The organism is Labrys sp. WJW (assembly GCF_001676615.1).
GTDB lineage: Bacteria > Pseudomonadota > Alphaproteobacteria > Rhizobiales > Labraceae > Labrys > Labrys sedimenti.
Genome location: NZ_LYXZ01000034.1, coordinates 130814 through 148821, shown reverse-complemented (window position 1 = coordinate 148821; position 18008 = coordinate 130814). Strand labels below are relative to the sequence as shown.

Sequence of the window (18008 nt, the reverse complement as noted above, 5' to 3'; positions counted from 1 at the left end):
CTTCCACGCCGACCCGCATATCCAGCCCCTCTTTGCAGGGCTTTCGGCGGCTGCGGCGGGGCTTCTCATTTCGATGGCGATCAAGGTCGCGCGTCCGCTACGGCGCGATCCCGCCGGCATCGTGATCGCCTGTGCCTGTTTCCTGGCTATCGCCGTCCTGCGCCTGCCTCTGCTGGCGACCATGCTGGTCCTGGCGCCCCTCGGCATTTTCCTGGCCTGGAGGAAAGCGTGATGGCGTCGACCCTGCTGGCCCTTGCCTTGATCTTCACGGAGCTTTCGCTGCTTGCCTTTGGTGGCGGCAATACCATCCTGCCCGAAATGCACCGGCAGGTGGTCGATATCCATCACTGGATGTCGGCACAGCAATTCGGTGCGATGTTTGCCCTCGCGCAGGCCGCCCCCGGCCCGAACATGATGATCGTGCCGCTGGTGGGTTGGCATGTCGCGGGATTGCCGGGCGTGCTGGTGACCTCGCTCGCCAAGTTCGGCCCCTCCTCCCTCATCACCGGTGTCGCCGTCAGGCTCTGGGACCGCTTCCGTGACCGGCCCTGGCGGCAGAAGGTACAGGCGGGGCTGCTGCCGATGACGGTAGGGCTGGTTACGGCGAGTGCCGCGGTGATCGCCGAAGCCTCCGCCGAAACCTGGCTGCTGGCCGGTATCATCGCCCTCTCCGCCTTCCTCACCGCGACGACTCGCATCCATCCCTTGCTGGTGCTGGCGGGAGGCGCCGCGATCGGACTGAGCGGGCTTACCCAGTTCTGAAGCGGGGACGACGAAGAAGATCTGCAATAATGACAGCGTAGCGCCGGACCCGCCACCGGCCTCGAAGCCTAGCCCAGGGCAACACCACGCCTTTCCAGGAAAGACAGCAGCCACGGCTCGCCCTGGAAGACCTCGGCCTGGAACCCGGCCTGCCTTGCACCTTCGACATTGGCAGGCAGGTCGTCGAAGAAGATGGAGCTGGCAGGATCGATCCCCGCCTTTTCGGCGACCACCTGGAAGGAACGCAACGAGGGCTTCTCATGCCCGATCTCGTGGCTGAGATAGGGCTCGAAACCAGCCAGCACGCCGCCCGATGCCTTCCGCACGAAATCCCAATGTTCCTGATTGGTGTTGGAGAAGATCATCACCCGGTTGCGCTTCGCTAGGCGTTCCATGACGGCAAGCATCGAGGGATTGACGGCGAGATGGCAGTTCCAATCCTCGACGAAGATATCCCAGGGCGCCTCATAGCCGCCGGCCTCCGCCAATTGCTGGTGAAACAGGCGGATCGGCGTTCCCGTGCCCCAGCGCGATTGCCGAAACAGGCTCACGACCTCCTCGGGTGTCCAGGAGGGACGGCAGCGCGAAGCCAGGCGCTCGAACAGCACGGCATTGTCGTGCTCGACCACGACACCGCCGAGATCGAAGACGAGTGCTTGGAAAGGCGACGACGACATGATGCTTCCCGCTTTCAAACCAGATCCGGTGCAAGGACTAGAAAGGCATTGCGGCGCCGATAGGTTCATCGGCGCCGCTCGACTATTTGTACCCCTTTATATACAGCTGGAGACTTCATTCTCCTTTCAAGGCAACGGCTGGTGAAGGCGCAACCTCCCGTTCGGCCTTGCCCATTGTCTGTGTCTGTCCGGATCCGAAGATGAGGTAGCTGAGAATGGCCAGCACGATCACGCCAATGCCGCCATAGAGCATCACCAGCTCGAAGCCGTCGACCAGCGCAGCGTGGACTAGAGTGCCGGACGGATCCGCCCCGGCGAGTTTGGGCACGTCCTGGGTCAAGCTTACGAGATTGCCGGCGGCAACCTTCTCCGCCAACGTCCGCAGTTCCTCGGTCGCCAGCGCCGCCCCAAGGCTCGCTTGCAGTGAGGCGCGGATGCCTTCGACCAGGACGAGACCCATCACCGCGATATTGATGGCAAGGGTGATCAGGCGAGCACTGATGTCGATGCCGGAGGCCATGCCCGCCCTGTCCGCCGACACCGAGGCGGTGGTGGTGTTGGTGGTGGGCGTCGAGGTGATGCCAATGCCGAGGCCCGCGATCAGAAGGCCCGGCAGCAGGGTCAGCCAATTGGCGCCCTCTACACCGGCACCGATCTTCATGGCGATGAACCCTACACCAATCGTCATCAGGCCGAGCGGAATGGCGATCCGGGCTTGATAGCGCCGGCGCAGGGCCTCGCCGAGCGGCGGGCCGACCATGAAGGGCAATGTATAGGCCAGGAGCAGCAGGCCCGCCTGCGTCGCGTCATAGCCGAGGCCGCTCGAGACATAGATCGGCAGATAGATGATGAAGGGCCAATAGCTGAAATTCATGCCGATGCAGCCCATGATCGCGCCCGAGAACTGCCGGATGCGAAACACCGAGAAGTCGAACATCGGATGCGGGCTGACCTTTTCGGCCGCCAGAAAGGCAACGAAGGCGACGATGGCCACTGCGGCGACGCCCCAGCGCATGCCCGGTGCCAGATCGGCTCCTTGGGTGATCAGATAGGAGAAACCGAACACGGCCAGGGACAGCGTGACGATGCCGGCCAAATCGATGCGCTTTGCCTGAGGATCGCGCGACTCCCGGACACCGATACCGACGAGAAGCAGCGCCACGACCGCAAGTGGCACATGGATGAGGAACACCCACTGCCAGTTGGAAAGCGAGACGATCAGGCCGCCGATCAGTGGCCCGAAACCGAGGCCGACACCCGAGACGATGCCCCAGGCCGTAAAGGCCCGGCCACGCTCGGCGCCCTCCTGGAACTGGTGCGAGAGCACCGCCACCGTGCATAGCAACATCGCCCCGCCCGCCAGGCCCTGCAGGAAGCGGGCGATGATCAGCACCAGCGCCCCCTGTGCGAGACCGCAGATCAGCGAGGCCAGCGCGAAAGCGATGGTGGTAATGATCATCACTCGCTTGCGGCCGAAGCGATCGGCGAGGGTGCCGGTTGCCATCAGGACGGTGGTGCAGGCGATGGTGTAGGCATTCATGATCCACTGCAGATCCTTGAAATCGGCCTTGAGCGCGGTTTCGAGGGTCGGCAGGATGACCGGCACGCTGGAAATCTCCAGCCCGAACAAGAGGGAAGCGAGACATACGCCCGCCAATGCGACAGCATTGCGCCCTGTCTGAAAAGTCATGATCGAACAACCCGGTCCGGGGCCGGCGGCGATAGCCGCGCACTCCTCCCCCGGCTCTTGAAAAAGACGGTTGTCCTCACATAGAAGATGGCCGATCATATAAAAAGACGATCATCATCTATTTCAGAAATGACAAAATGGTATTGATGCAATGACGACGCTGGATGTCGATGCCGTCAAGGCCTTCGTGATGGTGGCAGACTTGCAGAGTTTTACCCGGGCCGCCGAGGCGTTGGCCAGCACGCAGGCGACCATCAGCGTCAAGCTGCGGCGCCTGGAGGAGAAGCTCGGCGCAAGGCTGATCGAGCGCACGCCGCGGCGGGTACGCCTGTCGCCGCGCGGCGCTGCCTTCCTGCCTGCCGCCCGCGACTTCATCGCCGCCCATGAACGGGCGATCGCCGAGTTCGCGTCGGCGCCCTGCCGGCTCTCGCTCGGCTTCGTCGATCATGTCGCCGGCCCCGAACTGCCGGCCCTGTTGGCGCAGCTCAACGCCCACGACCCGACGCTCACCTTGAAGGTGAAGATCGACACCACCACCATGCTGATGGCCGCTCTCGACGAAGGCGGGCTCGACGCCGTCATCGTCCACAACGAGGACGATCGACGGCCGGGCACACCGCTTTCGGCGACCCATTACGGATGGTACGCCTCACCCGGCTTCGAATGGCGGCGTGAAGATCCCTTGCCGCTCGCCATGTTGAGCATGTGCGAGACCTGCCCCGATCGCCTGCGCTCCACACAGGCTCTCGAACAGGCAGGCCTTGCCTGGAGCGAGACCTTCGTCGGCGGCGGCGGCTCGGCCCTCAACCTTGCCGTTTCCGCCGGCGTCGCGGTTGCAGCCCTCGCCCACCGCGTCGCCCCGCCCGGCGTGATCGAAGTCAGCGCCAAGCTCGGCTTGCCTCCCTTGCCGCCCTCGCAAATCATCCTGCATTGCAACGCGCTGTCGCCGCGGGCGCGGGATGCCCTGCGCATCCTCACCACGGCCTTCCGGGAACACCGGACGACCTGAGGCACGGAGCAAGCATCATTCTTCCTCCTGCAGGCTCGAGAGCGGCAGCCCTTCGAAGCGCTTCAGCGTGTCCAGCACGATCGAGGTCTTCACATGCTGCACGGAATCATGGGGCAGCAGCACCTCGTTGACGAAGCGTGACAGGCCGGCGAGGCCGCGCGTCGCCACCTTGAGGTGGTAATCCATCTCGCCGGTGAGAGCATAGGCCTCCAGCACCTCGGGCAGGTCGTTGACCAGCTGGGCGAATTTACGGGCATTGTCGCGATTGTGGGTAGCGAGCGTCACGGAGATCACCACCAGGAGGTCGAGCCCGACCTTGTGCGGATCGAGGCTGGCCTGGTAGCCGCAGATCACCCCCGATGCCTCCAGGCGGGAGCGCCGGCGCGAGCATTGCGATGCCGACAGCGCGATCTTCTCCGATAGCTCGATATTGGTCAGGCGGCCGTCACGCTGCAGCTCCCGCAAGATTCTGAGATCATAAGCATCGAGATCGATCATTGCATCAATCCGGGATTTCATGCGTGTTTCGTGCATAGTTTTCGCCGAACACGCGAAAGATGCAAGCACATTGCATGCGCAAGGTGGCACAATTCCCCACAAAGTCGAGGGCGCGACATCGCCCTCACAGCAGGAGGAAATTATGGGTCCCTTCCCGCATGATGCGCCGCCGGCGGCGATCACTCCCGACAATCCCGCCGGAACGGACGGGTTCGAATTCGTCGAATTCGCCCATCCCGAGCCCGCCAAGCTGCAGGCACTGTTCACCAGCATGGGCTATGTGCCGGTTGCCACCCACAAGACCAAGGACATCACGGTCTGGCGCCAGGGCGACATCAACTATATCGTCAACGCCGAGCCCGGCAGCCACGCCATGCGCTTCGTCGAGGCCCACGGCCCTTGCGCGCCCGCCATGGCCTGGCGCGTGGTCGATGCCAGGCATGCCTTCGAGCATGCGATATCGCGCGGCGCCACGCCGTATGAAGGCAGCGACAAGACGCTGGACGTGCCGGCCATCGTCGGCATCGGCGGTTCCCTGCTCTATTTCATCGAGACCTATGGCGACAAAGGCTCGACCTATGATCGCGAATTCGACTGGCTGGGCGAGCCCGACCCCAAGCCGGCGGGCGTCGGTTACTATTATCTCGACCACCTCACCCACAACGTCTATCGCGGCAACATGGACAAATGGTGGGCCTTCTATCGCGAGCTGTTCGGCTTCAAGCAGATCCACTTCTTCAACATCGACGGCCGCATTACCGGCCTCGTCAGCCGCGCCATCACCTCGCCCTGCGGCAAGATCCGCATCCCGCTCAACGAGTCCAAGGACGACACCAGCCAGATCGAGGAATTCCTCAAGAAGTATCATGGCGAAGGCATCCAGCACATCGCCGTCGGGACGGAGGGCATCTATGACTCGGTCGACAGGCTGGCTGCCAACGGCTTGAAATTCATGCCGGGCCCGCCCGATACCTATTACGAGCGCTCCCATGCCAGGGTGAATGGCCATGATGAGCCGATCGAGCGCATGAAAAAGCACGGCATCCTGATCGACGGCGAAGGCGTGCGCGATGGTGGCATGACCAAGATCCTTTTGCAGATCTTCTCCAAGACGGTGATCGGCCCGATCTTCTTCGAATTCATCCAGCGCAAGGGCGACGAGGGCTTCGGCGAGGGCAATTTCCGCGCTCTGTTCGAGTCGATCGAAGAGGACCAGATCCGGCGCGGCGCCCTGGCTGCCGAGTAGCCACTTTCAGAAGCATCAAGAAGAAGCCGACGCCATCGCGGCGTCGGCATTGTTGTCTACGCCGTCAGCCCGCAACAGCGGCGAGGCCTTCCTCGGCATCGGATTCGAAGCGATCCCCAACCGCAAGGCCGTGCGACTTTGCAAAGCTAGCCGCCGATTGCTTCTGCCCGGCATCGTTGCGGATAGTGGCAATCTCGATCAGTCCGCCCTGCACCGCGATCGCAATGCCCTGCTCGCCGATGGCAGCGATCTCCCCGGGCTTCCCGCCGACATCACCGAAACGGCGCACCGGCCGCAGGACGCTGCCGAACAGGCGGACCTTCCTGCCCTGTACCATCGTCCAGGCGCCGGGGGCCGGATCACAGCCCCGGATGAGATTGTGGACGGCCTCGGCATGCGCATTCCAATTGATCCTGGCCTCGGCCTCCCGGCACCAGCCCTCATAGGAAGCAAGGCTTTCGTCCTGGACATGTTCGGAATGATGCCCGGCCACCACCAGATCCGCAGCCTCGAGCATGGCCGCGACGCCGAGCGGGAACAAATGGTCGAAATAAACGGTGCCGAGCGTGTCGTTCGAGCCGATAGCGACGGTCTTCTGCAGGATCACCGGCCCCTCGTCGAGCCCATCCGTCGGGCGGAAAATGGTGAGGCCCGTCTGCGTGTCTCCCTTGATGATCGGCCAGTTGATCGAGCTCGGGCCCCGATAGAGCGGCAGCAGGGATGGATGGTATTGGATCGTGCCGTGCCTGGGGATGTTGACGAAGGATTGCGGCGCGAATTGCAGCACATAGGCCATGACGGCGAGATCGACATCGAGCGCGCGCAGGGCGCCCTCGGCCGCCGGGCTCTTGAGATTGGGCAGTTGGAACAGTTTGAGTCCGCGCTCCTCGGCGGCGAGGCGGAGCGGATCCGGCCGGGCACCCGGCTTTTCGGGAGCACAGAAGACGGCAGCCACCTCGTCGCCGCGCGCCAGGAAGGCCTCCAGCACGCTCTTGCCGAACGCTTGCTGGCCGATGATTGCGATACGCATGATATCTCCATGAATTCAGGCAAAGAAGGTCCGCCCCCGCTCGCGCGGGGTTGGAAAACGCGTCCTGTCGTCGGGAAAGCCGGTGTTCACACCGGCGTTCGGCAAACCTGGCTTTGGTCAGGCGCCGGTGTTGATCCACACCGCCTTGGGCTCGGTGAAATTATCGATCGCGGCGTCGCCATGTTCGCGGCCGAAGCCTGAATCGCGCGCCCCGCCCCAAGGCAGGCGCACGTCGGTCGGGCCGTAGGTGTTGACCCAGACCGTGCCGGCCTTGAGCCGACGGGTGAAGCGATGGGCGCGGCCGATATCCCCCGTCCACACGCCCGCCGCCAGCCCGTAAACCGTGCCATTGGCCAGGCGGATCGCCTCTTCCTCGTCCTTGAAGGGAATGACGGCCGCGACAGGCCCGAAGATCTCCTCCTGGGAGATACGCATCTCGTGCCGGACGCCGGCAAACACGGTCGGCTCGACGAAGTAGCCGGTCTTGCCATGCCTTGCGCCGCCTGCGACGACCGAGGCGCCCTCCTTGCGGCCGATATCGATATAACGGAGCACCCGCTTCATCTGCACCTCGGAGACCAGCGGCCCCATGCTCGTGGCTGCCTCCAGGGGATCGCCGACACGGATCGAGCGGGCGCGGGCCGCCAGCCGCTCGACCATCTCGTCATAGACGCTCTCATGCACGAGAATGCGCGAGCCGGCGGAGCAGACCTGCCCGGTGTTGAAGAAGATGCCAGCGCCGGCCGCCTTGGCGGCGGCGTCGAGATCGGCATCCGGGAAGACGATATTGGCCGACTTTCCGCCCAGTTCGAGTGTCACGCGCTTGAGATTGCCGATCGCGCCCTGCAGGATCTGGCGCCCGACCACGGGGGAGCCGGTAAAGGTGATCTTGTCGACATCCATGTGGTCGACGAGCGCCTGGCCGGCGATCTTGCCGAAGCCGGGCACGACATTGAGCACCCCAGCCGGGAAACCTGCCTCCAGCGCGAGCTCGCCGATCTTCAGGGCGGTGAGAGGCGTCAGTTCGGCCGGCTTGAGCACGACGGTGCAGCCACAGGCCAGAGCCGGCGCAATCTTCCACATGCCGATCATCAGCGGGAAGTTCCAGGGGATGATGGCGCCGACCACCCCCAGCGGCTCGCGCACCGTATAGGTCAAGGCGTCGGTGCGGGCCGGTATGACCTGGCCGTTAATCTTGTCGGCCATGCCGGCATAATAGGTGAGCGTATCGAGGACCGCGGGCAGATCCTGGCGGCGAATGGCAGAAACCGTCTTGCCGGAATCGAGACTTTCGAGCCGCACCAGTTCGTCTTCGTCGCGGCGAATGAGATCAGCCAGCTTCAGCAGCAAGGCTCCTCTCTCGCTGGCCTTCATGCGCGACCAGCTGCCTTCGAAGGCCGCACGGGCCGAGCGCACGGCGGTGTCGACATCGCCGGCATCCGCCTCCGCCACCCGGGCAACGACCTCACCGGTTGCCGGATTCAAGGTCTCGAAACTGCGTCCGGAAGCGGCGGCGATGCGCCGGCCATCGATCAGGAGGTCATGAATGTCGCCATATACCCGTTTCAGCACGTTAGAGCTCCCATATATGTATTATAGTTCATATCTAATGCTTTGACCGACGACGAAGCTCGTCGGATGCAAGACAGAAATCATGCTAGTTACCCAATAAAATCATGGGAATATGAAATCTTCTGCTTATAAGAGAGAGCGGAGTTATGAACGTATGATCCTATGTTGTAGCCAATATAATATGTTTTCTATTTCATATATCGAGGTCCGAGCCTCTAGGCTCGGAGCGGGAGAGGCGGCATGATCCGGATCGAGATCGAGCCCGTTTGGCGTTTTCACCGGCAGGAAGACGCGCAATCGCTCCAGGTCATGCTGGATTTCCTCGCCGAGATCCGCGCCACCGGAAAGATCACCGCCGCCGCTGATAAGGCGAATGTTTCCTATCGCCACGCCTGGAACCTGATCGAAAAATGGTCCGAGTTCTTCAGCACGCCCATCGTCGTCCGCCGGCAGGGCAGCGGCACCAGCCTCACGCCCTTCGGGGAGAAACTGGTCTGGGCGGGACAAAGGCTGGAAGCCAGGCTGGGACCGCTGCTACAGAACCTCTCGCAGGAACTGGAAACCGAGATCAACCAGATGCTGCCGCACGGGCCCCTGGTCCTGCGCATCCATGCCAGCCACGGCTTCGCCGTGCCCAAGCTGCGCAAGCTTCTCAGCCGCGAGCCGGACATCGATATCGATTTTCGTTATGTCAGCAACCAGAGCTCACTGGTTTCGCTGGTCCATGACGGCTGCGACCTTGCCGGCATGCATCTGCCGCAGGGCGAATTGCGCAAGCGCGCCATCGCCGCCAGCAAGGGCTGGCTCAACCCCAACCTACATCGCGTGATCTCCTTCGTGACACGCGAAGTCGGCTTGATCGTGCAGCGCGGCAATCCGCGCGGTATCGATGGGCTGGAAAGACTGCTCGATCCCGCGATCCGTTTCGTCAACCGCGACCCGGACTCCGGCACGAGGCTCGTCTTCGAACAGCTTCTGGCCCAGCATGGCATCGATGGCAGCCGCATCAACGGCTATGAGCATTCCGAATTCACCCACGCCGCCGTCGCCGCCTATGTCGCCAGCGGTCTCGCCGACGTCGCCTTCGGGGTCGAGGCGGCCGCCCGACAATTCGGCCTCGATTTCGTACGCCTCCTCACTGAAGACTATGTCTTCGTCTGCCACAAGCAGATCCTTGACCAGCCGGCCATGCAGCGCGTGCTGGCGGTCATGCGCGGCCAGGAATTCCACACCGCCATCTCGCAATTGCCGGGCTATCGCGTAAAGGAGGCCGGCGCGATCAAGACCATCCGGGATGTCTTCCGCAAATCGGAGTAATACCGGCTCGCCGAATGATTGACCCGTTCGTGCGATGAGCTCTGTCATCCCCGGCGGGGTCGAAGACCCCGGGAAGGGGATCCAGGGACTAAAAGTCGCGCCCTATGGCCCCTGGATCCCCTTCCCTTCGCTCTCCCTCGCTGCGCTCGTGAGTGGCTCAGCCGGGGATGACGGGTCGAGGATTTCGAGACTTGGTATAACATCCTTTTCTCGGGGCGCCCTCGTGTGATCCTGCACAGTATCTGCGCCGCCATCCCCCTAGAAGGACATCAGCGATACCGGAAAGACAGGGGAGCGCCATGACACGCAACGACATCGTCGAGACCATTTTTGCCAGTTTCCTGCTGGCACTGGCGGTTGTGCTGCTGCTCTCCTCCGGCGCGTTGGCGGCAGAGCCTTTCACCAGCGCCTATACCAGCTTCGACACCGCCAAGTGCCCTCACCAGCCTGGAGGCGACGAGGAGGATTACGGCAGCTGGCGCTGCCCGGGCTATCGTGGCCTGCCGATGCGGCTTGCCGCCGGGGACCAGCGCATGTTCGTCAGTTTCGGCAAGGCCGGCGCCAACGACCTGGCTGCCAACGAAACCTTCGCGGCCTTCAACAGCGCCGATCACGGCAAGGTCGAATGGCGTCTTGCCGCTGGCGAGAGGCTGCCCTTCGCCACCATCCTGCAATGGCAAGTGATGACGGAGGCGGACCACAAGGCCGATGCCGAGGGTTCCTCGCCCGCATCCGGCCGCGTCCTGGTCGTCACCCGTCTCGGCAAGGACGGCACCTGCCATGTCGGCTATGTCGATGCTCGCGCGAATGACGACGCAAATACGCTCGCGCGCAAGATCGCCGACGAACATGCCCGCTCCTTCCGTTGCGGCCAGGACAAGCCAGTCGTGCTTGGAGCCGTTTCTCCTGGCCTGATCCTGCCCGGCAAGGCCCGCTGATCGCTCCTTTGCAGGTTGTCCCAACTATCCTTGGATATCTGCCCGGCAGGTGCTTCACCCTGCCGGCCATCCATGCAAAGCTGCCCTCACGATCGAGGCCCACGAAGATCGGGCGCTTAACGGGAACGTCAAGGGGAGACGCTGCGTGGGCTGTTCCGTCCGAGCCGCTGCCGGATTGCCGCAAGAGCGGACGGCATGAGTTACGAGTTCGAGTTCGCTGATGTCTTCGCCTACTGGCCGGAGCTTGCGGCCGGCGCCCTGCACACGCTGATACTCTCGGGACTGGCCATGGCCATCGGCATGGTGGTGGCAGTCATAGGGGCACTCGCCAAGACCTCCGGCCCCCCTCCGCTGCGTTATGCCATCGACGCCTATATCGAGCTGATCCGCAACACTCCCTTCCTCATCCAGGTCTTCGTGATCTTTTTCGGCCTGCCCTCGCTCGGCCTGCGCCTGTCCTCGAACAGCGCGGCGCTGCTCGCGCTGGTGGTCAATGTCGGCGCCTATGGCATCGAGATCATCCGCGCCGGTATCGAGAGCATCTCCAAAGGCCAGATCGAGGCCGGCAAGTCGCTCGGCCTCAAGCCGCTGCAGATCTTTCGTCTCGTCATCCTCAAGCCGGCGATCCAGGCGATCTATCCCTCGCTGACCAGCCAGTTCATCCTGCTCATGCTCAATTCCAGCGTCTGCTCGGCCATCGCCGCCAGCGAGCTGACCGCAGCGGCTGGCGACATCCAATCGCGCACCTTCCGCAGCTTCGAGGTCTATTTCGTGGCGACCGCGATCTATCTGGCCCTGTCGATCGTGTTCTGGTGCCTGTTCGCAGGCATAGAGCGCGCCTTCCTGCGCCAGCCGAGCCGGCGATAGGGGGGCGGTATGCGTGTATTGAGCGAAGCCGACATCCTCTACATCCTGCTGGCCTTGCGCTGGACGCTGCTGCTTTCACTGGCCGCCTTCATCGGCGGCGGCATTGGCGGCCTTGTCGTCGCCTTGGCGCGAACGTCCGAGATCCGACCCCTGCGCTGGCTGGCGATGGGCTATATCAAGCTGTTCCAGGGCACACCGCTGCTGATGCAGCTTTTCCTCGCCTTCTTCGTACCCGGCATCTTCGGCATCGACGTCAATCCCTGGACGGCGGCGGCGATCGGCCTTTCCCTTAATGCCAGCGCCTTTCTCGGCGAGATCTGGCGCGGCGCCATCGAAGTGGTGCCACCGGGCCAGAGCGAGGCGGCCCGCGCCCTCGCCCTCACCTACGTACCGCGCATGTTCAAGGTGGTCATTCCCCAGGCGGTGCGTATCGCCATTCCGCCGACCATCGGTTTCCTGGTGCAACTCATCAAGGGCACCTCGCTCGCCTCGATCATCGGCTTCGTCGAGATCACCCGCGCGGCCCAGATCATCAACAATGCGGCCTTCAGGCCCTTCACCATCTTCGGCCTGGTGGCGCTCGCCTATTTCCTGGTGTGCTGGCCGCTGTCGCTCTGGAGCCGCGCCATGGAGCGGCGGCTGACCGTCGCCAGACGCTGAGAATTTCGATCAAGGAGAGGAAACGATGATGGCTTCGACATATCCGATTTCGCGCCGACGGCTGGGCCTGTATCTGGCCGCCGGCATGGCCGCCCTGGCCCTGCCTCTCGCGGCCGGGCCTGCCTCCGCCGCCACGCCCGATGAAATCAAGGCGCGCGGCAAGCTGATCGTCGGTGTCCTCACCGACTACCCGCCCTTCGGCGGCACCGACACCGAACAGAAGCCGGCCGGCTATGATGCCGATGTCGCCGCCCTGATGGCCAAGAAGCTCGGAGTCTCGCTGGAACTGGTGCCGGTGACCGGCCCCAACCGCATCCCCTATCTGCTCACCAACAAGGTCGACCTGCTCATCGCCACTTTCGGCATCACGCCCGAACGCATGAAGCAGGTGCTGTTCTCCAATCCCTACAGCACGTTGACCACCTATATCATGGGCCCTAAGGACCTGAAGGTGACCAAGCCCGAAGATCTCGTGGGTGTCACCGTGGGCGTGGCGCGTGCCTCGACACAGGACATCACCGTCTCGCAGATCGCGCCATCAGGCACCCAGATCATGCGCTTCGACGACGACGCCACCACCACCCAGGCCCTGATCTCGGGGCAAGTGCAGTCGATCGGTGCCTCCAATACGGTACTCGCCCAGCTCACCAAAGACTATGCCAGCCTCGGCATCGAGGCCAAGTTCAAGATGAAGGAACAGGCCAACGGCATGGCCTTCCGCAAGGCCGATACCGCTTTGCAGGAATGGTGCAACGGCTTTATCGGCGAGATCGTCGCCGACGGGCAACTCAGCCAGATCAACCAGAAATGGTTCGGCTCTCCCCTGGCCCCCCTGCCGCCCATGCCGAAATTCTGATGACGCCGCTTCACCGGCTGGTGCGGTTCATCCTCCCCGGCCGGCGATACACCGGCGAAGACCGCATCTAGCGGTTTTCAGGCCAAGATCGTCCAGCAGACGGCCTGAAGAAGCCGTTGAGGAAACGGGTAGAGTTGGTATAGGCAACGGAAGTCTCGGCGATCCCTCCTCGATCGTCGCATAAGGAGGCCTGACCCGGCCGAGAGCAGACAGCGAAAAACGAAAGCCAGCCGTGGTAATCTCCTCCAAAGCGACAACCCTGACCTATGCGCCTGACGACATCGTCATTCGTTCCGCCCTGCATCGGCGCTTGCTGCAAATCGGGCTGCCTCGCTTCGCCTTGCGCAAAGTCTCCAAATGGTCGCGCTCGCATTATGGTCCGCGCGACGATTTCATGCGGGCGCTGGTCGAGCAGCGCTTCGGTATCCGCGTCGGCAAGTACAGCTACGGATATCGCCCGCTCTGCACCAAGCAATCCAAGATTGGCGAGATCGGCGCTTTTTGCTCGATCGCCACCGAGATCAAGGTCTCAGGCGGCAACCATCCTCTCGATCTCGTCTCGACCAGCCCCGCCACTTATCTCGAAGGCTGGGGCATCGTCGACGAAACGATCGACCGCCATTATCCCAAGAACGATCCGATCGTGATCGGACACGATGTCTGGATCGGTATGGGGGTGACCCTGATGACCGGCATCACCATCGGGCATGGTGCGGTGATCGCCGGTGGCGCGGTCGTCACCAAGGACGTGCCGCCCTACGCCATCATGGGCGGAGTGCCAGCCAGGCTGATCCGCTATCGCTTCGATGACGACACCGTCGAAAAATTGCTGGCCAGTGCCTGGTGGACCTGGCCGGACGAGGCGATTAGGGCCAAGGCGTCGCTGCTACGGGATCCGGTCGCGTTCGTCGCGCAGCTTTGACTATGTCGCTGGGCGGTTGAAAAAGGAAACGCCAGCCCAATGAATCAGCGATCTGCCTTGTCACCCGTCAGGTCATTACATAATCAAGATGTTACTTTGACGTTTTACCGAAATAGATCATGTAGCTCACAACTCCGAAATCGAGCATGACAACTGTTGTAATCACCCAGCCCATGCTGTTCCCTTGGCCCGGTTTTTTCGAGCAACTCGCCCTGGCGGACGTCTACGTTTATTTGGATGATGCTCAGTTCTCGAAGGGAAGCTTTACGAACCGTGTGCAGGTCAAGATCGGCGATCAGATCAAGTGGATGACCATTCCGCTTGCCGGCGGAGGCACCTACAAGCCCATCATGGATCTGGAAGCCACGGCCGCCGATTGGCGAGCAACGCACCAACTGCTCCTCAAGCAATCGCTCGCCGCCGCCTCCCATGCACAGGACGCGATCGACATTCTCGACAAGGCGTATGAGCAAGACAGACTGTGCGAAGCCCTGATCCAAGGCATCGAGCTAACTGCAAACCATCTCGGGATTGGAAAATCGCGAAAAATAACCCACAGCAGTAAGCTGAATATAGCCGGTTCCTCATGGAAGCGGGTACTGGACATCGTCCTCAGCGTCGGCGGAACACGATATCTCACCGGACATGGGGCCGCGCGATATATGGACCATGAAGCGTTCGAAGCGAGCGGCGTGACCATCGAGTATATGGACTACAGCCTGACGCCATGGCCGCAAGGTGGCGGTGCCTTTACACCCTATGTCTCCGTCCTCGACCTGATCGGCCATGCCGGCCGCGATGCCCATCGCTATCTGAAGCCCCGAACCACTCACTGGCGCGAATTTCTGGCAAAGCAGGCGCCATGACGCGTTAGCCGGCAGACTTCCTCTATCGACTGCGGCCATCAAGCAAACAGGAATGCGATATTGAAGCGAGTGAGCTTGAGATCTCCGGAAAATAGCGATTTCGAGTTTCTCGCCTCGCTTCGGAGAGATTCTGCCCTGCAAGCCCTGCTCCTCAATGTGGTGACATCAACAGATGATGACGCTGTCGCCGAATGGCTGGAGCGCCGGAAAACCGACCCCAATGGCGGTTTCCTGGTCATTGCCGACGGCATGACAGGTGAAGCAATCGGCTTTGCCCAGATCACCAATATTCACCGTCGAAATCGACATGGCTTTATCGGGATCGTCATTGCACCGGGCGCGCAAGGCCAGGGCCTGGGGCGCGTTGCAATGGAGAATCTCATTGCGACGGCGAAAGAAAAATATCACCTGGAAAAAATACTTCTGGAAGTCAGAGCGGACAATCTCGCTGCACTCTCCCTCTACAAGTCCATGAACTTTAGAATTGTAGGGACGATGCTGAGCCACTTTCGTGCGGACGACGATATTTACGACGTTGTATTGATGGAAAAGCAGGTATAAATTTTAGTATATACAACAATATTTACTTCATTTCTTGCGCCTAAATAACGCTAAAACCTGCCTGAAAGCGACACGGGTGATCTTCCCAATGCGAGCAACCCGTTTACCGACATAGAAAAAAGTAATCCCCTTCAGGGCAAGCTTCTCGACCCCGCTAAATCCGGCTTCATCGATATCGTGGAGGCAGGCTTTCCAATAGGCTCGCCGCAACCGGATGAGATGCATGGCCGGCACGATCCTCATCGAGCGATTGGCTTCTTTCCAGACGATACGCTGAGAAAACTGAGCCTCCGGTGCCATCGCAACGGCCCTGCGTATGAAAACCGGATACATCACCAGATGATCGGATCCCCATGGGTCCGGATACGCCCGATTGACGTAATCCAATATTCCACGCAAGGCATCGGTTCGCCACATGCCATAGAACCAGCTTGCAGGAGAATTATACAGAAGATCCGCGATCTGCCGCAATTGCGACCCCCGCGGTTCCCGGGGCCGCGCGATGGTGACGGGCCTGTCACTTCGATACGTCATCACCGTGGGAACGGCCAGCAAGGCATTCGGCGTTCGATCAAAAGCGGCGACCAGTCGCTCGACATAGTCGGCGGAGGACAGGTCGTCATGCGCCCGCCACAGGAAGAGCGGTGTCTGCGCCGCATCCACCAGCCCACGGAAATTCCTGACAGGCCCGACATTCTCGGGCCGCCGCAGATATGTAATCCGATTATCGATTGCCGCATATCGCTCGACGATGGCTTGAGTGCCGTCCGTTGAAGCATTATCCGATATGACGATATGAATATTTCTGTATGTCTGGTTCAGTAAACACTCCAGACATTCCGCGATCATGTCTTCTGCATTATAGATAGGAATCCCTATAGTTACGCAGGGTCCTGACATGTTCACGGGCTCCTATCGGCCATCAACCGAAGCATGTCCTATTCCTTTGCAGCAATAGCCGCAACCAGCAATTCTCGCGCCGCCCCGGCCATTTTGATCGGTCTGGCGCCGCGTAGGTGGGCGCGGTATGTATCGGCTGCCAATCAAGTAGAGCCGAGTCACCGTGATCATTGCCCCCGAACGCATTCCCGTCGCAGGTCCCTCCATCACCGAGAGAGAGGCCGAACTCGCCGCGGAGGCTGCCCGCACGGCGTGGTATGCCAATCACTATGCCTATAATGCCCGCTTCGAGCGGATGATGGCCGATTATGTCGGCGTGAAGCATGCCGTCAGCGTGCCACATGCGACGGCGGCGCTGCATCTCATCCTGGCCGCGCTCGGCATCGGCCCGGGCGACGAGGTGATCGTACCCGACGTGACCTGGATCGCCTCGGTGGCGCCGGTCACCTATGTCGGTGCCGAACCCGTGCTTGTCGACATCCTGCCCGATACTTGGTGCATCGATCCGCGTGCCGTAGAGGCCGCCATCGGTCCCAAGACCAAGGCGATCCTGGGCGTGGATCTCTATGGTTCGATGTGCGACTGGCAGGCCTTGCAGGACATAGCCGACAGGCACGGCATCCATCTCATCGAAGATTCGGCCGAGGCCCTCGGCTCTCGCTATCGCGGCCGTCGCGCAGGCAGCTTCGGGCGGGCAGCAGCCTTCAGTTTCCACGGCTCGAAGACTGTCGCCACCGGCGAAGGTGGCATGCTGGTGACCGATGACGACGATCTCCACCAGCGTGTGCTCTGCCTGCGCGACCATGGCCGCGCGCCCGGCGATCACCGCCGGTTCATCAATCAGGAGATCGCCTTTAAATATCGCATGAACGGCGTGACCGCAGCGCTCGGGGTCGCACAGATGGAACGCATCGACACGCTGATCGCCCATAAGCGCGCCATTTTCGATTGGTACCGGCAACGGCTCGGCGGGCTCAACGGCATCACCCTCAATGCCGAACCGGAAGGAAGCGAAAACTCCTTCTGGATGGTGACGGTGGTGCTCGATCCAGCCCTCGGCCTCGACAAGTTCAGCCTGATGGCCGAATTCGACAGGCGCAACATCGATACGCGCCCCTTCTTTTCGCCGCTGTCGAGCATGCAGGCCTTCGCCGATCGTCCGGCAGCCAAGCGTCTGGTCACGCCGCATGACAAGGGACAGGCGATCGCCAGGCATGGCATCAATCTGCCGTCCGGCTACAATATGACGGAAGACAAGGCAGATATCGTTGCGGGCGCGTTGCGGGAGATTCTCGCAGAAAAGGGCTGATGCTCGGGAGACCGACGGTACTGCTGTCGGGACAGCCGGCTCATGTGGCAAGGTCTCCTTGCCGCCACTCTCCCGAATCCCATTTCCCCAGGGCGAAACGCCAAACAACGTATAGCCGTTGCGGACTACTCAATTCGGTTCTTTTTCTCATCTGAAAAGGTAAATCGATATAAGTTCCGCAACGGACGGGTTGCTTCAATTTCATACTGGACAGGCCTGAAATTGGTTGTAGCATTCTACCTTGTTAACAAAGGCGCCATTGGGGTTGTGGGCGCTATTTCTGCCAAGCGTTGCTTCACATAACAACCAAGTGCAGATTTCGCTTGCG

The 18008-nt window shown here is 61.7% G+C and carries 19 protein-coding genes; 13 read left to right on the top strand and 6 right to left on the bottom strand.

Annotated features, from left to right (window positions below; all coding sequences use genetic code 11):
• Together BA190_RS36510 and BA190_RS20735 are read left to right on the top strand one after the other, a co-directional pair.
• Window positions 1-232, top strand: a 232-nt coding sequence (locus BA190_RS36510; RefSeq protein WP_371260360.1) for a chromate transporter, incomplete at its 5' end; no start/stop codon positions are given.
• On the top strand, window positions 232-762 hold the full coding sequence (locus BA190_RS20735) for a chromate transporter (protein ID WP_068291526.1): 531 nt from the start codon (window positions 232-234) through the stop codon (window positions 760-762). The genes BA190_RS36510 and BA190_RS20735, both read left to right, overlap by 1 nt.
• Window positions 763-830: 68 nt before the next feature.
• Here BA190_RS20735 and BA190_RS20730 read toward each other — a convergent pair whose 3' ends face one another.
• Together BA190_RS20730 and BA190_RS20725 are read right to left on the bottom strand one after the other, a co-directional pair.
• Entirely contained in the window at window positions 831-1439 is a 609-nt protein-coding gene (locus BA190_RS20730) for an HAD-IA family hydrolase (protein WP_068291525.1), read from the bottom strand.
• A gap of 115 nt (window positions 1440-1554) precedes the next feature.
• Window positions 1555-3129: an MFS transporter gene (locus BA190_RS20725; RefSeq protein ID WP_068291523.1), complete on the bottom strand. Its 1575-nt coding sequence runs from the start codon at window positions 3127-3129 to the stop codon at window positions 1555-1557.
• 151 nt (window positions 3130-3280) lie between these two features.
• Between BA190_RS20725 and BA190_RS20720 the strand changes: the two genes are divergently transcribed.
• Window positions 3281-4138, top strand: a complete 858-nt coding sequence (locus tag BA190_RS20720) for a LysR family transcriptional regulator (protein WP_068291521.1) — start codon at window positions 3281-3283, stop codon at window positions 4136-4138.
• Window positions 4139-4153: 15 nt separating this feature from the next.
• Here BA190_RS20720 and BA190_RS20715 read toward each other — a convergent pair whose 3' ends face one another.
• Entirely contained in the window at window positions 4154-4636 is a 483-nt protein-coding gene (locus BA190_RS20715; RefSeq protein WP_156771619.1) for an Lrp/AsnC family transcriptional regulator, read from the bottom strand.
• Between the two features lie 142 nt (window positions 4637-4778).
• On the opposite strand from BA190_RS20715, the gene hppD reads away from it, so the two are divergent.
• A complete protein-coding gene (hppD, locus tag BA190_RS20710; RefSeq protein ID WP_068291519.1) occupies window positions 4779-5882 on the top strand; it encodes a 4-hydroxyphenylpyruvate dioxygenase in 1104 nt (367 codons plus the stop codon).
• A 64-nt stretch (window positions 5883-5946) separates the two neighbouring features.
• Here the strand turns inward: hppD and BA190_RS20705 are convergent, their stop codons facing one another.
• On the bottom strand, window positions 5947-6912 hold the full coding sequence (locus BA190_RS20705; RefSeq protein WP_068291517.1) for a methionyl-tRNA formyltransferase: 966 nt from the start codon (window positions 6910-6912) through the stop codon (window positions 5947-5949).
• Between the two features lie 117 nt (window positions 6913-7029).
• Entirely contained in the window at window positions 7030-8484 is a 1455-nt protein-coding gene (locus BA190_RS20700) for an aldehyde dehydrogenase family protein (protein WP_156771617.1), read from the bottom strand.
• A gap of 240 nt (window positions 8485-8724) precedes the next feature.
• Between BA190_RS20700 and BA190_RS20695 the strand changes: the two genes are divergently transcribed.
• The 8 genes from BA190_RS20695 to BA190_RS20660 all read left to right on the top strand — a co-directional run bounded on the left by BA190_RS20695 (window position 8725) and on the right by BA190_RS20660 (window position 15471).
• Window positions 8725-9801: a substrate-binding domain-containing protein gene (locus BA190_RS20695; RefSeq protein WP_068291514.1), complete on the top strand. Its 1077-nt coding sequence runs from the start codon at window positions 8725-8727 to the stop codon at window positions 9799-9801.
• Between the two features lie 299 nt (window positions 9802-10100).
• Window positions 10101-10739 (top strand): hypothetical protein, encoded by a 639-nt coding sequence (locus tag BA190_RS20690; RefSeq protein WP_068291512.1) that lies wholly within the window; start codon window positions 10101-10103, stop codon window positions 10737-10739.
• Between the two features lie 195 nt (window positions 10740-10934).
• Window positions 10935-11606 carry an amino acid ABC transporter permease gene (locus BA190_RS20685; RefSeq protein ID WP_068291510.1) on the top strand — a complete coding sequence of 224 codons (672 nt, stop codon included), beginning with the start codon at window positions 10935-10937 and terminating at the stop codon, window positions 11604-11606.
• A 9-nt stretch (window positions 11607-11615) separates the two neighbouring features.
• The gene (locus BA190_RS20680; RefSeq protein ID WP_068291509.1) at window positions 11616-12266 is read left to right on the top strand and encodes an amino acid ABC transporter permease; all 651 of its coding nucleotides are present in this window, start codon (window positions 11616-11618) and stop codon (window positions 12264-12266) included.
• Window positions 12267-12291: 25 nt separating this feature from the next.
• Window positions 12292-13122 carry a transporter substrate-binding domain-containing protein gene (locus tag BA190_RS20675; RefSeq protein WP_068291507.1) on the top strand — a complete coding sequence of 277 codons (831 nt, stop codon included), beginning with the start codon at window positions 12292-12294 and terminating at the stop codon, window positions 13120-13122.
• A 232-nt stretch (window positions 13123-13354) separates the two neighbouring features.
• Window positions 13355-14044 carry a CatB-related O-acetyltransferase gene (locus tag BA190_RS20670; RefSeq protein WP_082979919.1) on the top strand — a complete coding sequence of 230 codons (690 nt, stop codon included), beginning with the start codon at window positions 13355-13357 and terminating at the stop codon, window positions 14042-14044.
• 146 nt (window positions 14045-14190) lie between these two features.
• A complete protein-coding gene (locus tag BA190_RS20665) occupies window positions 14191-14910 on the top strand; it encodes a WbqC family protein (protein WP_068291505.1) in 720 nt (239 codons plus the stop codon).
• A 69-nt stretch (window positions 14911-14979) separates the two neighbouring features.
• Window positions 14980-15471 (top strand): GNAT family N-acetyltransferase, encoded by a 492-nt coding sequence (locus BA190_RS20660; RefSeq protein ID WP_245314867.1) that lies wholly within the window; start codon window positions 14980-14982, stop codon window positions 15469-15471.
• A 27-nt stretch (window positions 15472-15498) separates the two neighbouring features.
• On the opposite strand, the gene BA190_RS20655 is transcribed toward BA190_RS20660, so the two are convergent.
• A complete protein-coding gene (locus tag BA190_RS20655) occupies window positions 15499-16371 on the bottom strand; it encodes a glycosyltransferase (RefSeq protein ID WP_082979917.1) in 873 nt (290 codons plus the stop codon).
• A gap of 163 nt (window positions 16372-16534) precedes the next feature.
• Here BA190_RS20655 and BA190_RS20650 point away from each other — a divergent pair, with 163 nt between their 5' ends.
• Window positions 16535-17680 (top strand): DegT/DnrJ/EryC1/StrS aminotransferase family protein, encoded by a 1146-nt coding sequence (locus BA190_RS20650; protein WP_068291499.1) that lies wholly within the window; start codon window positions 16535-16537, stop codon window positions 17678-17680.
• Window positions 17681-18008: the final 328 nt, after the last annotated feature.

Excerpts from the sequence above, each read along its gene's own strand:
- BA190_RS20735 (WP_068291526.1), top strand. The coding sequence starts at position 232 with ATGGCGTCGACCCTGCTGGCCCTTGCCTTGATCTTCACGGAGCTTTCG.
- BA190_RS20730 (WP_068291525.1), bottom strand. The coding sequence starts at position 1,439 with ATGTCGTCGTCGCCTTTCCAAGCACTCGTCTTCGATCTCGGCGGTGTC.
- BA190_RS20725 (WP_068291523.1), bottom strand. The coding sequence starts at position 3,129 with ATGACTTTTCAGACAGGGCGCAATGCTGTCGCATTGGCGGGCGTATGT.
- BA190_RS20720 (WP_068291521.1), top strand. The coding sequence starts at position 3,281 with ATGACGACGCTGGATGTCGATGCCGTCAAGGCCTTCGTGATGGTGGCA.
- BA190_RS20715 (WP_156771619.1), bottom strand. The coding sequence starts at position 4,636 with ATGATCGATCTCGATGCTTATGATCTCAGAATCTTGCGGGAGCTGCAG.
- hppD (WP_068291519.1), top strand. The coding sequence starts at position 4,779 with ATGGGTCCCTTCCCGCATGATGCGCCGCCGGCGGCGATCACTCCCGAC.
- BA190_RS20705 (WP_068291517.1), bottom strand. The coding sequence starts at position 6,912 with ATGCGTATCGCAATCATCGGCCAGCAAGCGTTCGGCAAGAGCGTGCTG.
- BA190_RS20695 (WP_068291514.1), top strand. The coding sequence starts at position 8,725 with ATGATCCGGATCGAGATCGAGCCCGTTTGGCGTTTTCACCGGCAGGAA.
- BA190_RS20690 (WP_068291512.1), top strand. The coding sequence starts at position 10,101 with ATGACACGCAACGACATCGTCGAGACCATTTTTGCCAGTTTCCTGCTG.
- BA190_RS20685 (WP_068291510.1), top strand. The coding sequence starts at position 10,935 with ATGAGTTACGAGTTCGAGTTCGCTGATGTCTTCGCCTACTGGCCGGAG.
- BA190_RS20680 (WP_068291509.1), top strand. The coding sequence starts at position 11,616 with ATGCGTGTATTGAGCGAAGCCGACATCCTCTACATCCTGCTGGCCTTG.
- BA190_RS20675 (WP_068291507.1), top strand. The coding sequence starts at position 12,292 with ATGATGGCTTCGACATATCCGATTTCGCGCCGACGGCTGGGCCTGTAT.
- BA190_RS20665 (WP_068291505.1), top strand. The coding sequence starts at position 14,191 with ATGACAACTGTTGTAATCACCCAGCCCATGCTGTTCCCTTGGCCCGGT.
- BA190_RS20655 (WP_082979917.1), bottom strand. The coding sequence starts at position 16,371 with ATGTCAGGACCCTGCGTAACTATAGGGATTCCTATCTATAATGCAGAA.